Origin of the sequence: Bacillus pretiosus, assembly GCF_051294775.1 — a bacterium.
Taxonomy (GTDB): domain Bacteria; phylum Bacillota; class Bacilli; order Bacillales; family Bacillaceae_G; genus Bacillus_A; species Bacillus_A wiedmannii.
Window position 1 is genome coordinate 553,475 of record NZ_JBPPHF010000002.1, and the last position, 13,624, is coordinate 567,098.

Annotated in this window: 15 protein-coding genes; 10 read left to right on the forward strand and 5 right to left on the reverse strand. The window is 36.3% G+C overall.

The features are described 5' to 3' along the window. The first annotated feature begins 9 nt into the window (after window positions 1-9). The 4 genes from rpoD (at window position 10) to ACSG5Z_RS11075 (ending at window position 3,870) form a co-directional block, all read left to right on the forward strand. Window positions 10-1,137, forward strand: a complete 1,128-nt coding sequence (rpoD, locus tag ACSG5Z_RS11060) for an RNA polymerase sigma factor RpoD (RefSeq protein WP_000764061.1) — start codon at window positions 10-12, stop codon at window positions 1,135-1,137. Window positions 1,138-1,522: 385 nt separating this feature from the next. Next, entirely contained in the window at window positions 1,523-1,879 is a 357-nt protein-coding gene (gene cccA / locus ACSG5Z_RS11065; protein ID WP_000828145.1) for a cytochrome c550, read from the forward strand. A 165-nt stretch (window positions 1,880-2,044) separates the two neighbouring features. Next, window positions 2,045-2,752, forward strand: a complete 708-nt coding sequence (locus ACSG5Z_RS11070; protein ID WP_435711451.1) for a tRNA (adenine(22)-N(1))-methyltransferase — start codon at window positions 2,045-2,047, stop codon at window positions 2,750-2,752. Then, window positions 2,749-3,870, forward strand: a complete 1,122-nt coding sequence (locus ACSG5Z_RS11075; protein WP_435711452.1) for a Nif3-like dinuclear metal center hexameric protein — start codon at window positions 2,749-2,751, stop codon at window positions 3,868-3,870. Before ACSG5Z_RS11070 ends, ACSG5Z_RS11075 begins: the two co-directional genes overlap by 4 nt. A 38-nt stretch (window positions 3,871-3,908) precedes the next feature. On the opposite strand, the gene ACSG5Z_RS11080 is transcribed toward ACSG5Z_RS11075, so the two are convergent. Together ACSG5Z_RS11080 and vrrA are read right to left on the reverse strand one after the other, a co-directional pair. Further along, window positions 3,909-4,859, reverse strand: coding sequence for a 4-hydroxy-3-methylbut-2-enyl diphosphate reductase (locus ACSG5Z_RS11080; RefSeq protein ID WP_435711453.1), 951 nt, complete (start codon window positions 4,857-4,859; stop codon window positions 3,909-3,911). Between the two features lie 89 nt (window positions 4,860-4,948). Beyond that, window positions 4,949-5,683, reverse strand: a complete 735-nt coding sequence (gene vrrA / locus ACSG5Z_RS11085; RefSeq protein ID WP_097907663.1) for a VrrA/YqfQ family protein — start codon at window positions 5,681-5,683, stop codon at window positions 4,949-4,951. A gap of 180 nt (window positions 5,684-5,863) precedes the next feature. Here vrrA and ACSG5Z_RS11090 point away from each other — a divergent pair, with 180 nt between their 5' ends. Both ACSG5Z_RS11090 and ACSG5Z_RS11095 read left to right on the forward strand, forming a co-directional pair. After that, window positions 5,864-7,174, forward strand: a complete 1,311-nt coding sequence (locus tag ACSG5Z_RS11090; protein ID WP_000194012.1) for a DEAD/DEAH box helicase — start codon at window positions 5,864-5,866, stop codon at window positions 7,172-7,174. A 190-nt stretch (window positions 7,175-7,364) separates the two neighbouring features. After that, complete coding sequence (locus ACSG5Z_RS11095) at window positions 7,365-8,261, forward strand: deoxyribonuclease IV (RefSeq protein ID WP_435711454.1); 897 nt, start codon at window positions 7,365-7,367, stop codon at window positions 8,259-8,261. A gap of 26 nt (window positions 8,262-8,287) precedes the next feature. Here the strand turns inward: ACSG5Z_RS11095 and ACSG5Z_RS11100 are convergent, their stop codons facing one another. Beyond that, on the reverse strand, window positions 8,288-8,542 hold the full coding sequence (locus ACSG5Z_RS11100; protein ID WP_001048965.1) for a DUF2624 domain-containing protein: 255 nt from the start codon (window positions 8,540-8,542) through the stop codon (window positions 8,288-8,290). Window positions 8,543-8,691: 149 nt separating this feature from the next. Between ACSG5Z_RS11100 and ACSG5Z_RS11105 the strand changes: the two genes are divergently transcribed. The 4 genes from ACSG5Z_RS11105 (at window position 8,692) to ACSG5Z_RS11120 (ending at window position 11,842) form a co-directional block, all read left to right on the forward strand. Then, on the forward strand, window positions 8,692-9,570 hold the full coding sequence (locus tag ACSG5Z_RS11105; protein WP_000435955.1) for a YitT family protein: 879 nt from the start codon (window positions 8,692-8,694) through the stop codon (window positions 9,568-9,570). Between the two features lie 241 nt (window positions 9,571-9,811). After that, window positions 9,812-10,582, forward strand: a complete 771-nt coding sequence (locus ACSG5Z_RS11110) for a metal ABC transporter ATP-binding protein (protein ID WP_001059648.1) — start codon at window positions 9,812-9,814, stop codon at window positions 10,580-10,582. Further along, window positions 10,582-11,415, forward strand: coding sequence for a metal ABC transporter permease (locus tag ACSG5Z_RS11115; RefSeq protein ID WP_000613823.1), 834 nt, complete (start codon window positions 10,582-10,584; stop codon window positions 11,413-11,415). Before ACSG5Z_RS11110 ends, ACSG5Z_RS11115 begins: the two co-directional genes overlap by 1 nt. Window positions 11,416-11,428: 13 nt before the next feature. Continuing rightward, window positions 11,429-11,842, forward strand: a complete 414-nt coding sequence (locus ACSG5Z_RS11120; protein ID WP_001054512.1) for a Fur family transcriptional regulator — start codon at window positions 11,429-11,431, stop codon at window positions 11,840-11,842. Between the two features lie 78 nt (window positions 11,843-11,920). On the opposite strand, the gene ispG is transcribed toward ACSG5Z_RS11120, so the two are convergent. Then, window positions 11,921-13,024 (reverse strand): flavodoxin-dependent (E)-4-hydroxy-3-methylbut-2-enyl-diphosphate synthase, encoded by a 1,104-nt coding sequence (gene ispG / locus ACSG5Z_RS11125; protein WP_075308387.1) that lies wholly within the window; start codon window positions 13,022-13,024, stop codon window positions 11,921-11,923. Between the two features lie 164 nt (window positions 13,025-13,188). Beyond that, entirely contained in the window at window positions 13,189-13,554 is a 366-nt protein-coding gene (yqfZ, locus tag ACSG5Z_RS11130) for a protein YqfZ (protein ID WP_048541536.1), read from the reverse strand. Between the last annotated feature and the right edge of the window lie 70 nt (window positions 13,555-13,624).

A 13,624-nucleotide genomic window follows, 5' to 3' on the forward strand; every position in this document is an offset into this window, starting at 1 on the left:
GGGGAACAGATGGCTGACAAACCAGCTCGTTCTAAACAAATTGAAACTGAAATGACCCTTGAGCAAGTGAAAGAACAACTCACTGAGCTCGGAAAAAAACGTGGCGTTCTTACATATGAAGAGATTGCAGAACGCATGAATGGATTTGAAATTGAATCCGATCAAATGGATGAATACTATGAATATTTAGGTGAACAAGGGATTGACTTAGTTGGTGACAATGATAACGACGAAGGTCCTAATAATCGCCAAATTACAAAAGCGGAAGAAGAATTTGACCTTAATGATTTAAGTGTACCACCTGGGGTTAAAATCAATGATCCCGTTCGTATGTATTTAAAAGAAATTGGTCGTGTAGATTTACTATCTGCAGAAGAAGAAATTCGACTTGCAACGCGTATTGAAGAAGGCGATGAAGAAGCGAAACGTCGTCTTGCAGAAGCAAACTTACGTCTTGTAGTAAGTATTGCAAAGCGCTACGTGGGCCGTGGTATGCTTTTCTTAGACTTAATCCAAGAAGGGAATATGGGTCTAATTAAAGCGGTTGAAAAGTTCGATTATCGTAAAGGTTTCAAATTTAGTACGTATGCAACTTGGTGGATTCGCCAAGCGATTACACGTGCGATAGCAGACCAAGCACGAACAATTCGTATCCCAGTTCATATGGTTGAAACGATTAATAAGTTAATTCGTGTACAACGTCAATTACTACAAGATTTAGGACGCGAACCATCTCCTGAAGAGATTGGTGAAGAAATGGATCTTGCTCCAGAAAAAGTACGCGAAATCTTAAAAATTGCACAGGAGCCAGTTTCTCTTGAAACACCGATCGGTGAAGAAGATGACTCCCATTTAGGTGATTTTATTGAAGACCAAGAAGCAACATCGCCTGCGGACCATGCAGCGTATGAATTGCTAAAAGAACAATTAGAAGATGTGTTAGATACACTAACAGATCGTGAAGAAAATGTTCTACGTCTTCGTTTTGGTTTAGATGATGGACGAACTCGTACGCTTGAAGAAGTTGGGAAAGTATTCGGCGTAACGAGAGAACGTATCCGTCAAATTGAAGCAAAAGCACTTCGTAAATTAAGACATCCAAGCCGTAGTAAGCGTCTTAAGGATTTCTTAGAATAGGCTACTTTTAAGTTTACTTCACCTTTGTGAAGTAAACTTTTTTATTTTGTTAACTTTTGTTAAACTTTAGCTATCAGCAACGATTACAATTTCTTGTAATTTATTTTACAGAATTGTCTTTTGATTTGCAAATGCTCATTTTTCGATTTTTCGATTAATTTTGTGTATTCTATACAAAAATATATGTAGAAAAGTGAAAAATATGATGAGAAACGTTAATAATTATCGAAATAATAAGCGATATAACAATAAAAAACAATAAACAGAATTTATGGAAAATTTTTAACGATTAGTAGTTTGCTCTTTTCTGATAGAGCGTTTTCAAGTACAATGGAAATGACTGAATCATCTAACTATTTAGGGGTATAGAGGGGGGAGAAGAGATATGAAACGTAATCCGCTGATTCCGTTCGCTCTTATTGCAGCATTAGGTATTATCGTTATGTTTGTATTTTCATTTCAGGGGCTAAATAAATCTAAAGAGTTAGCTGATGCAAAAAATGGCGGGAAGCCAGCACAAACAGCATCAAAACCAGAGGATATTGTGAAGCAAAGCTGTACGAGCTGCCACGGTGATCAGTTACAAGGGGCAGTAGGACCTAATTTACAAAAAATTGGTGGAAAACTTTCAAAAGATGAAATTAAAGAAATTCTTTCGAAAGGAAAAGGAAATATGCCACCAAATATAGTTCCAGCTGATCAAGCCGCTAAAGTAGCTGATTGGTTATCGAAGAAAAAATAAAGTTCCGTATGACAAGCCTTTTGCTTATGCAAAGGGCTTGTTTTTCTATATTTTCTAAAATACGATGAGTGATAGAGAAGTGAATTGTTTTTATAGGCTTGCAACAACTACTATAAATTCATTATCATGGAGACAGACTGACAAGAGAAGGAGTAATGGAAATACATGAATGAAGTAAAGCTTTCAAAACGATTAGAAGAAGTAGTGCGTGAAATACCGGTAGGATCTACAGTAGCTGATATTGGATCGGATCATGCGTATTTACCGTGTTATACAATTATAAATAATATTGCTACAAAAGCAGTTGCTGGAGAGGTTGTAGATGGACCATTTCGCTCTGCACAAGCAACTGTAGCTGAAAGTGGCTTACAAGATAAAGTAGATGTGCGTAAAGGGAATGGATTAGCTGTTATCGCGCCAGGAGAAGTAGATGTAATTACGGTTGCTGGAATGGGCGGAGCGTTAATTCGTGACATTTTAGAAAGTGGTAAAGAAAAATTAAAAGGGGTAACTCGTTTAATTTTACAGCCGAATATTGCAGCGCATCACATTCGTGAATGGTTTATTGAGAATGGATGGGAGCTTATCCATGAAAAAATCGTAAAAGAAGATGGGAAAATTTACGAGATTTTAGTAGGCGAGCGAGGAGACATTGCGGTGCCTTATTCTGAAAATAAACAAGCGGAATTATTTATGGGACCATTTTTAATAAAAGAAAAAGGTGAAGCTTTCGTTGAAAAATGGGAAGGGGAATTGAAAAACTTCCAAAATATTTTAAAGCAGTTAGAACGTGCGGCTGATTCTGAAGAAACAAAAGCGAAGCGTGCGGAAGTAGAAGCGAAAATGAAAATGATACGGGAGGTTTTATCATGAGTAAAATTCCAAATGGCCATGAAATTATTTCTTTATTTGAAAGTATGTATCCGAAGCATTTGGCGATGGAAGGAGATAAGATTGGCCTGCAAATTGGAGCGCTTAATAAACCCGTACAACACGTATTGATTGCGTTAGATGTAACGGAGGAAGTTGTGGATGAAGCAATTCAATTAGGGGCGAATGTCATTATTGCGCATCACCCTTTAATTTTTAATCCGTTAAAAGCGATTCATACAGATAAAGCGTACGGAAGAATTATTGAAACGTGTATTAAAAATGATATTGCCATTTATGCAGCACATACAAATGTGGATGTTGCTAAGGGTGGGGTAAATGATTTACTTGCTGAGGCGTTAGGATTGCAAAATACAGAAGTTTTGGCACCGACATATGCAGAAGAAATGAAAAAAGTTGTTGTGTTTGTGCCAGTAACTCATGCAGAAGAAGTACGAAAAGCATTAGGAGACGCAGGTGCTGGTCATATCGGCAATTATAGCCACTGTACGTTTAATAGTGAGGGTACAGGTACGTTTGTACCTCAAGAAGGAACAAATCCTTATATCGGGGAAACTGGGCAGTTAGAACGCGTAGAAGAAGTGCGAATCGAAACGATAATTCCAGCTTCACTACAGCGAAAAGTGATTAAAGCAATGGTAACGGCACATCCATATGAAGAAGTAGCATATGATGTGTATCCACTTGATAACAAAGGTGAAACATTAGGGCTTGGAAAAATAGGATATTTACAAGAAGAAATGACACTTGGACAGTTTGCGGAACATGTAAAGAAATCATTAGATGTAAAGGGTGCACGAGTTGTTGGGGATTTAAATGATAAAGTGCGCAAAGTAGCTGTACTTGGTGGCGATGGTAACAAATACATCAATCGAGCTAAATTTAAAGGAGCGGATGTATATGTAACAGGTGACATGTATTATCATGTTGCTCATGATGCGATGATGCTCGGTTTAAATATAGTTGACCCAGGACATAACGTTGAAAAAGTAATGAAGCAAGGTGTACAAAAGCAATTACAAGAAAAATTGGATGAAAAGAAACTCAATGTACACATTCATGCTTCGCAATTACATACAGATCCATTTACATTTGTATAAGAAAAATAAAAACCGTTGCTTATAGGCAACGGTTTTTATTATTGTTCTTTTTTCACTTTTACACGAGGCAATATTTTTTGTAATGGTACTTTTCGAACTCTCTCCCATGTAGCGGGATTCATTGGATCATATTGATCTAAGAAAGCGATAACTTCTTTTGTAATTGGAGTTGGAGTAGAAGCACCTGCTGTAACAGCTACGTTTTCTACACCTTGTAGCCACTCTAATTTAATCTCACTTACGTCTGCAACGCGGTATGCTTTCGTACCAGCGATTTCTTGTGATACTTGTGCTAAACGGTTTGAGTTGTTACTTTTCGGATCACCGACAACAATTGTTAAGTCTGCAACATCAGCTTGTTTAGCGACAGCTTCTTGGCGAACTTGAGTTGCTAAACAAATTTCCTTATGGAATTCTGCTGTTGGGAATTTCTTCTGAATGTCCTTCATTAAATGTTGAACATCCCATTGGCTCATCGTTGTTTGATTTGTAACTAAAATTTTATCTGTTGGAATTTCTAATGTTTTTAAATCATCAGCTCTTTCGATAAGGTGAACGATGTCAGGTGCAATACCAACTGCACCTTCTGGTTCTGGATGATTTTTTTTGCCGATATAAATGACATGGTAACCTTCAGTTTTCTTTGCTTCAATAAGGTCATGTGTTTTTGTAACATCTGGACAAGTGGCATCGATTGTCGTTAAACCTTTTTCTTTTGCACGTTGTTTAACTTCTGGAGAAACACCGTGTGCAGTGAAAATAACAGTACCAGAATCGATTTTATCTAAAATTTCTAATCGACTTGGACCGTCTAATGTAATGATGCCATCTTCTTCGAATGCATCTGTTACATGTTTGTTGTGAACAATCATACCTAAAATATAAATAGGTCTTGGTAATGATGTATCTAATGCGGCGTTACGTGCAATAACCATCGCGTCCACAACACCGTAGCAATAACCACGAGGGGAAATTTTAACAATTTTCATATGAGTAATCCTCTCCTTCTAAACAAGGGATACTTTTGTGCATAGTCTTTTACATTATAAAGGAGGAATGGATAGAAAACAAAGGATTGTTACACATATAGTTTTGGTTTTGTTGCTATTTTTTGAACAGGCTCCTCTCGTAATTCTTTTTCTATGACAGGCTCAATCACTATTTTTTTTCTTTTTCTTTTTTTTTGTGGAGGAGGCGGAGTTGCTACCTCAACCTTTTCTGTTATGTCTTCAGTTGGATTTTTAGTTGGATCTTCTTCCGTACTTTTTCCAGAGGTGAGGATTTTAACAATGCTTGGTAGGTTACGCATAATAGGACCGTACTGTTCGACGACAGGGCTTACAGATTGAACGACTTGGGATACTTTTTCAATATTGTTTATCATATTAGTTGGATTCGAAATTAAATTTGCAAAAAAACTGCCGATGCCGCTACTTGATGCTGCTGTAGTTGCTGCACCGCCGCGCGTTTCATTTGATTCATACATTTGAGGGGGAATCATTTGCTCTGGATGTTGCTGCATGTATGGTTGATATTGTTGTGAGTATTGCTGCGGGTATTGTTGTTGGTATTGGTATTGTTGTTGATATTGGGGCGGCGGTTGCTGGTGCATCATTGGCGGCGGTCCATCCATTTGTCGATAAGGTGGAACCATTTGCATGAAAGGCTCGGTTGGATCGTGTTTTTTAAAGAGTTTAGCAAGGAACCCTTTCTTTTTTTGTGCCATCGGTGGTAGTTGTGGAATTGGATATGGTGTATAAGGTTGCTGTCCTTGATTCGGATACATTTGCCTTGTGTGGGATTTTGGAAACATGTGAGAAATCCTCCTTTCTTCAGTTAGGTATATACACATACAATATGCAATAAGAGGGAAGAAGGTTAGTTTTTGAAGTAAAAACCTAAACTAAAGATGGATTTTACTTGTAGATTTCGATATAATGTAGACTTGGCTGATTTGTGCGCGCAGTAGAAATTTAGAAAGAAGGTGTAACTTATGACACAACAAACTTTTACACAGTATGATTTTAAACCATTTTTAATAGATGCAGTTCGTGAACTACGCTTTACAGAGCCGACAGGAATTCAAAAGAAAATTTTCCCGGTCGTGAAAAAAGGTGTAAGTGTAATTGGACAATCCCAAACAGGTTCTGGGAAAACACATGCATACTTACTTCCTACATTGAACAGAATTAATGCAAGTCGTGAAGAAGTACAACTTGTTATTACAGCGCCTACTCGTGAGTTAGCACAACAAATTTACGAAGAAATCGTGAAATTAACAAAGTTTTGTGCGGAAGATCAAATGATTACAGCACGTTGTTTAATTGGTGGAACTGATAAACAACGATCAATTGAAAAGTTGAAAAAACAACCTCATATTGTAGTTGGAACACCAGGACGTATTAAAGATTTAGTGGAAGCACAAGCATTATTTGTTCATAAAGCAAATACTATTATTGTCGATGAAGCAGACTTAATGCTTGATATGGGATTCATTCATGATGTAGACAAAATTGCATCACGCATGCCTAGAAACCTGCAAATGCTAGTTTTCTCTGCAACAATTCCTCAAAAACTAAAACCGTTTCTGAAGAAATATATGGAGAATCCAGAGCATATTCATATCAATCCAAAACAAGTTGCGGCTGGGAATATTGAGCATTATTTAGTACCTTCTAAACATCGTAACAAAATCGATTTAGTGAACAAAATGTTGCTACAATTTAAACCGTATTTAGCAGTTGTTTTCACGAATACGAAGAAGATGGCGGATCAGGTTGCTGACGGATTAATGGAACGTGGCTTAAAAGTTGGACGAATTCACGGAGATTTATCACCGCGTGATCGTAAAAAAATGATGAAACAAATTCGTGATCTTGAATTCCAATATATTGTTGCAACTGATTTAGCAGCACGTGGTATTGATATTGAAGGAATTAGTCATGTTATTAACTACGAACTTCCATCAGATTTAGATTTCTTCGTTCACCGCGTTGGAAGAACAGCACGTGCGGGGCATTCAGGTATTGCAGTGACGATTTATGATCCAGCAAACGAAGAAGCGTTAGATAGTTTAGAAAAACAACGTCATATTGAGTTCAAGCATGTAGAGTTACGCGGAGATGAGTGGGCGGATTTAGGTGAACGTCGTCGTCGTAAGAGCCGTAAAAAACCAAATGATGAACTTGATGTTATGGCAACGAAAGTTATTAAAAAGCCGAAAAAAGTAAAACCAAACTATAAACGTAAACTTGCAACAGAACGTGATAAAGTGAAGAAAAAATATAGCAATAAAAAAAGATAAGGGGAGCCCCCTTATCTTTTTTTATCCGGATATTTGCGGGATAATAATCGGTGGGGAATGAAAAAACACTGATTAAAGTTTCGGTGTAGCTAGTTACAATTTGCGTAGTGTTTTAGGAACAAACAATTCGCTACATATTTCTACAAATTATGCTATCATTATATCTATTGTATATTGAAGAGGTGATTGTATGTTAAAGATTGGATCTCATGTTTCTATGAGTGGTAAGAAAATGTTATTAGCAGCAAGTGAAGAGGCTGTTTCATACGGTGCAACGACGTTTATGATTTATACAGGTGCACCGCAAAATACACGAAGAAAACCAATTGAAGAATTGAACATAGAAGCAGGAAGAAAACATATGGAACTAAACGGTATTGAGGAAATTATCGTACATGCGCCATATATTATTAATCTTGGGAATACGACGAAGCCAGAAACATTCCAATTAGGTGTAGACTTCCTTCGCATGGAAATTGAAAGAACATCGGCATTAGGTGTAGCGAAACAAATCGTTCTTCACCCAGGTGCGCACGTTGGTGCAGGAGCGGATGCTGGTATTCAACAAATTATTAAAGGGCTTAATGAAGTATTAATGCCAGAGCAGACGGTTAACATTGCGTTAGAAACGATGGCAGGAAAAGGAACAGAATGCGGTCGTAGCTTTGAAGAAATTGCAAAGATTATTGATGGTGTAAAATATAATGAAAAATTATCAGTATGCTTTGATACGTGTCATACGCACGATGCAGGATATGATATTGTAAATGATTTTGACGGCGTATTAAATGAATTTGATAAGATTGTTGGTATGAATCGTTTGCAAGTACTTCATATTAATGATAGTAAAAATGTATGCGGCGCAGGAAAGGACCGTCATGAAAATATCGGCTTCGGTCATATCGGTTATAAAGCGTTACATCATATTGTGCATCATCCGCAGTTAATGCACGTACCAAAAATTCTTGAAACGCCATATGTAGGTGAAGATAAAAAAGATAAGAAGCCACCATATAAATTAGAAATCGAAATGCTGAAAAATGGTACTTTTGATGAAGGAATTCTTGAGAAAATTAAAGCGCAATAAGCAATAAGGAGGGGATTTTCCCCTCCTTATTTTAGTAGTTGCTGAAATAAAGTATTTACTTGTTGGGCAGTAGCAGGGGAGGTTACTTTTGCTATTTGTTTTAAGAGCTCTAGCCGTTCGTCATTATCGTAAATGTTAATATTCTTTCCTTTCATAAGTAAAACAATTTGATCCGCTTGTGCAGTCGTAATAGAAACTTCATATTCTTTACTATATTTCAATAACTCTTTTGTAGAAATATGATTTAATTTTTTATTTACAAGTTGTTTAATGAGGTTCATCGAGTTATCCTCCTTCACACGTTCTTCTATCGAAATATATGAGTACGTAGCTTGTACATATTCGTATAGAGTTTCTTTTTCCATGAGAAAAAGAAGCGTATGTTATAATATAAGGACAAAACTATAGAAAAAGAGTATAAGGAGGACTTATGGAACAAAAGCAACATCGAAAAGAAAGTGTTATCCATCTTATTTATCGTTTAGTTATGATTATTTTTGGGGCAGCATGCGCAGCGGTAGCGATTGAACTATTTTTAATGCCAAATAAAATTATTGATGGTGGAATTATTGGTATTTCTCTTATATTAGATTATCTTACTCCTAATATTTGGTGGTTAAGTTTCTCTACTTTAGTCGTTATTCTCAATATCCCATTTATGTATTCAGGTTATAAGCAAATCGGGAAAACGTTCATGTTATCTTCGGCGTTCGGTATTGTAGCTTTAGCGTTTATTGAATCAACGTTACATGCTGTTCCGCCATTTACAACAGAGCCGATTTTAGCAACAGTGTTTGGTGGTCTTATTTTAGGTATTGGTGTAGGGCTCGTTATTCGCCATGGTGGATCAATGGACGGAACAGAAATTATGGGTATTTTATTAACGAAGAAATTACCTTTCTCTGTTGGCGAATTTGTAATGTTTGTGAACTTATTCATTTTTGCATGGGCAGCATTTGTATTTGGTGTTGAACAAGCTATGTATTCTGTTATGACGTACTATATCGCATTCAAAACAATTGATACAGTCATTCAAGGTTTAGATGAAACGAAAGCAGTTTTAATTGTATCAGATCAATATGAGGAAGTATCAAATGCGATTTTGCATCGTCTTGGTCGTGGAACTACAAAGCTTGTAGCGAAAGGCGGTTACACGGATAAAGAAAAAGAAGTTATTTATGCAGTTGTAACGCGTCTGGAAGTGACGAAGTTAAAATCAATTGTGTATGAAATTGATGCGAATGCGTTCGTTACGATTATGAATACACAAGAGACAAATGGTGGCAAGTTTAAATCGGCTATCCACTAGAAAATTTATCCAGTAAAAACCCTCGCCAATCGTTAGGGGATGGCCTCATCTGATTAAGGTTTCATTTTATAGGAATATTTTTCGGGAGCAGAGAATTTTTCTCTGCTTTTTGTTATAATAGTAAGGTTTCTTGAAAAAATTGATATATTTTAGGCAGATTGGTTTACAACTATAATAAGCTGTACTATAATTCAAATAGATATAAATCGGAATCATTCTGAATTAAAATAGGTGAGATGCTATGAATAATATATTAGAAATAGAAGGATTGTCATTTCGATATGAAGATCGAAATGTGTTAGAAGATATTAATTTGCAAGTTCCGAAGGGAGCTTTTTTAGGTTTAGTTGGGCCAAATGGTTCTGGGAAATCTACTTTGCTAAAATGTTTATTAGGCGTTTTAAAGCCAAAACAGGGAAGTATTCGTTTGTTTGGTGTTGACAGTAAGAAGTTTAAAGAATGGAACAAAGTTGGTTATGTGTCGCAAAAGGCAAATAGCTTTAATTCTGGTTTTCCGGCCACTGTTTTTGAAGTTGTATCAATGGGACTCGTTTCGAAAAAAGGGCTGTTTCGCTTTTTCACGAAAAACGATAAGGAAAAGGTAGAAAAAGCGATTGCTGATGTAGGGATGAGTGCGTTTCAAGGGCGCAATATCGGAGAACTTTCTGGTGGACAACAACAGCGTGTATTTATTGCTCGTGCGCTCGTTAGTGATCCTGAATTACTTATTTTGGACGAGCCCACTGTTGGAATCGATGTGAAGAATGTAGAAAGTTTTTATGAGATATTAGAGGATTTAAACAAAAGGTTAGGAATCACATTAATTCTCGTTACTCATGATATGGGAGCTGTTACAGAGAAGGTAACACATGTTGCATGCTTAAACCAACATCTACATTTCCATGGAAATGTAGAGAAGTTCCGAGAGTTAGAAGATGCAGAAATGTCCGTCTTATATGGACATCATGTTCATCGTTTAGAACACGAGCATGAGCATCACGGGAGGATATAATGATACAAGATTTTTTACAATATGACTTTTTACGGAACTCTTTATATGCAGGGATTTTAATAGGACTTGTTGCGCCGCTTATCGGTGTATTTGTTGTCATTCGCCGAATGTCGCTTATTGCGGATGCTTTAAGTCACGTGACATTATCGGGTATTGCTGCAAGTTTACTACTAGAAAAAACAATTTTCACAGGAGGATTTTTAAATCCGTTATATATGGGAATGATTTTTTCTATTGGTGGGGCGTTACTAATTGAAAAATTACGTACTGTATATAAACATTATCAAGAATTAGCAATTCCGATTATTCTTTCAGCAGGAATGGGGATTGGGGTTATTTTTATATCACTTGCAAATGGATTTAACACTGATTTATTTAGTTATTTATTTGGGAGTGTAAGTGCTGTAACAAGTACGGATTTAATAATCATCGGCATTGTAGCAATTGTTGTTATTGTAACGATCACTTTATTATACAAAGAGTTATTTTTACTATCGTTTGATGAGGAATATGCTGTATCAACCGGTTTGAGTGCAAAGTGGATTCACTTTATTTTCATTATATTGGTTGCTCTTGTTATTGCAGTATCAATGCGTGTAGTAGGGGTTCTTCTCGTATCATCATTAATGACGTTACCAGTTGCAGCAAGTATTCGTATTGCGAATGGATTTAAACAAACAATTTTCTTTTCCATTTTATTTGGTGAAATTGCAGTAATTGGTGGAATGTTTGCTTCATATCAACTTGATCTAGCACCAGGTGGTACAATTGTTATGATAGCAGTTCTTATTTTAATTGGTGCGATTTTATGGAAAAAGAAAAAAACTGCATAAAGTAGGGATAGATATGAATCTAACAGAAGCTTTACGCCTAATGAAAGATAAAGGATACAAACATACGGGGAAAAGGGAAGAAATGCTCAGGTTATTTGCAGCTCACAATCGTTATTTAACGGCGAAAGACGTTTTAGAGCATATGAAGGATGATTATCCAGGTCTTAGCTTTGATACGATTTATCGTAACTTAACGGTGTTTGCTGAAATCGGTGTTTTAGAACAAACGGAATTAAATGGTGAAAAACATTTTCGTTTTACATGTTCTATTATGGAACATCATCATCATTTTATTTGTTTAGATTGCGGGGGAACGAAAGAGATTACTTCCTGCCCGATGGATTTTATGAATAAAGATTTTAACGGTTATGAAGTAACCGGTCATAAGTTTGAAATATATGGCCGTTGTCCAAAATGTGCAAAATAAGAACTCGTCGGTTACATAACTGACGAGCTTTTTTACGTAAAAAAGAAGGTTGCCACAAATATTGTGGCAACCTTCTTTTTATTGTTCTTGTGTTTCTTTTTCTTTTTCTCGTTCAGCAGCCATTTCAGCAGCAATTACATCAATTTCTTTTTTCAGTTCTTCTACCATTATTTCTTCTGGTACTTTACGAACAACTTGCCCTTTACGGAATAATAATCCTTCTCCACGTGCACCGGCAATACCGATATCAGCTTCACGAGCTTCACCAGGACCGTTTACAGCGCAACCAAGTACTGCAACTTTAATTGGTACTTTTAGTGTAGAGATGTATTCTTCCACCTCGTTAGCGATACTAATTAAATCAATTTCAATACGACCACAAGTTGGACAAGAAATAAGTGTTGCTGCATTAGATGCAAGACCGAATGACTTTAATAGTTCACGCGCAACTTTTACTTCTTCAACTGGGTCAGCACTTAATGAAATGCGTAGTGTATTTCCGATGCCTTTATTTAAGATTGCGCCAAGACCAGCGGCACTTTTTACAGTTCCGGCAAATAATGTTCCGGATTCTGTAATACCTAAATGTAATGGGTAATCAAAAGCACGAGCAGCTTTTTCATATGCTTCAATTGCTAAGTTAACATCAGAGGCTTTCATAGATACGATAATATCGTGGAAATCTAAATCCTCTAAAATTTTAATGTGATGTAGGGCGCTCTCGACCATACCATCTGCAGTTGGGTATCCGTACTTTTCTAAAATGTGACGTTCTAATGAACCTGCGTTTACACCGATACGGATTGGAATACCGCGTTCTTTTGCTGCATTTACAACAGCTTCTACTTTATGGCGACGACCAATGTTACCTGGATTGATACGTACTTTATCAATGCCACCTTCAATTGCTTTTAAAGCAAGACGATAATCAAAATGAATATCAGCAACAAGTGGAATGTTGATTTGTTTTTTAATATCAGCAATAGCATTTGCTGCGCGTTCGTCTGGAACAGCAACACGGACGACTTGACAGCCAGCTTCTTCTAAACGTTTAATTTCAGCAACTGTTGCTTCAACATCATGTGTTTTTGTTGTTGTCATACTTTGTATAATTAATTCATTATTACCGCCAATTGTTAAATTACCGACTTTAACTGGACGTGTTTTTGTACGATGAGTCATTTCATTCACGAATAGATCGCTCTCCTTATAAAAGAAGTTTCTTATTTAGTCCCTCATATCAATGAAAGTATACGTGATACAGGGCTATAGAAACCGAAGTGCTCGGTTTCACTTTTACTATTGTATCAGCGCCTTTATGTAATTGACAAGGATTAAGTGATTGCTCATTGATATAACGGGAATTTATAAGACTTTCCAATTTGTATTTTTGTAGCAGATGTACTTTTGTTTAGTTGTTTAAAGTCATCAATTACCTTTTCAATGGAAGGGATTTTTTTCTTATTGATTTGTTCAGTAATAGAAAGAACTGTCTCACCTGTTTTGACTTCGATTGTTTTATAAGTTACATCTGTTTCTTTTTCTGCTTTGTTCTCTTTCTTTTGTTTTGTATCTGTATTTTCTTGCTTTATCGTTTGGGCAGCGGTTGTTTTTTTATATGAACTTAACATCGGTAAAGTGCCGATTTTTATATCGTAATAAAATATATAACCAAGAACAAGCACGAATAAGAATATACCTAATCTTTTCATATTCTTCACTCCTTTGCTAGGAATATATGCTTGTCCAAAAAAAAAATGCCTATTTAGGCATTTTTTCGTT